Here is a 1365-nt window from a genome sequence, read left to right on the forward strand (position 1 = left end):
TTGCTAGGAATTTGAACTTTCTGCAAGTTTATTAACTTCAATTGGAGTATTTCTCAAATGAAAAAAACACTTTTAGCTTTAGCTGTCATGGGTGCATCTAGTGTTGCCTTTGCTGCTTCCAATGTTAGCCTTTATGGCGTTATCGATACAAGTGTTGTCGTTTCCAAGGTAAAACACAACACTACTAAAGTTCAGATGAAGAGCGGTTTCGACTCTGGTTCCCGCTGGGGCATCAAGGGTGTTGAAGAACTCGGCAACGGTTACGCTGTCGGCTTCATCCTTGAAGATGGTTTCAACAGTGATGATGGTAGCGGCGCTCAGGACATGAACGGAGCCTTCTCTCGTGAATCCAAGCTCTACATCAACGGAGGTTTCGGTCAAATCGGAGTTGGCCGCTTAGGCAGCCTTGCAGGCGGCGCTCAGTCCAACAACATCCTCACAGGTTGGGCTTTTGGCACCTCTTATGAAGATCAGGGCAGCTGGACAAGTTTCGCTAAAGGCAATGGCCGTGTGAACAATGCTATTGCCTATGTATCTCCTTCCTTTGGAGGTGTTACTGTTCATGCGATGTACTCTAATGGTACTTCCGCCGATAACGAAAAATGGTCTAAAAATAGACACTATTACGGCTTAGGTTTGAAATATGCGGGTAATGCAGCAACTGCCTCTGTAATTTTTGAGGCCCTTGATGGGAAGGGTACAGGCGGAAAAAAGGGGATCGGCACTGGAATTAATTCTTATCTTAAGACCCTCGGACTTGATCTGATCGAAGGTGATGATCTGAAAAAGCTGGATGCTGTTAAAGCGAATTTTGAGGACCGTAAGACTGCTTACAGTGTTACTGCCGGTGGCGCATACAATTTCGGTATTGTAACTGCCATGGGTATCTATCAGTATGCTTGGGAATCTGATGTGTATTCTCAACATGCCTTTGGTCTGAGTGCCTCTGCACCTTTAGCAGGAGGCACTGCTAAATTGGGTGCCCGTTACTTATTGGGCAAGCTCGATGGAGACTTCAAGCATATCGCTAATGCTATTGGCGCTGACACGAAGTACAGAGCTTGGAATATTGACGCTGGTTACAGCTATCCGCTGAGTAAACGTACTTACTTCTATGGTTTTGCTGGTTACTCAGACGGAGCTAAGCTCTACAAAGATGTAGAAAACGGTAAGTTCAATGGTTGGACTGTAGGGACTGGCTTGGTCCACAAGTTCTAATCTTGCAAAAAAATTAGTTCAAATATTGGCCTCCCTCGGGAGGCCTTTACATTTTGAGTGCCTTCAATTGTTGCTAGGAATTTGAACTTTCTGCAAGTTTTTAACTTCAATTGGAGTATTTCTCAAATGAAAAAAACACTTTTAGCG

At 44.5% G+C, this 1365-nt stretch carries 1 protein-coding gene; it reads left to right on the forward strand.

What is annotated here, in order from left to right; genetic code table 11:
* The first annotated feature begins 57 nt into the window (after positions 1-57).
* Complete coding sequence (locus tag NFR90_RS11560; RefSeq protein ID WP_160334996.1) at positions 58-1218, forward strand: porin; 1161 nt, start codon at positions 58-60, stop codon at positions 1216-1218.
* Positions 1219-1365 lie beyond the last annotated feature (147 nt).

The organism is Parasutterella muris (assembly GCF_943193095.1).
In the GTDB taxonomy this organism is placed as follows: domain Bacteria; phylum Pseudomonadota; class Gammaproteobacteria; order Burkholderiales; family Burkholderiaceae_F; genus Parasutterella; species Parasutterella muris.

Bases quoted from the DNA above. Each gene is read 5' to 3' on its own strand.
- NFR90_RS11560 (WP_160334996.1), top strand. From the start codon at position 58: ATGAAAAAAACACTTTTAGCTTTAGCTGTCATGGGTGCATCTAGTGTT.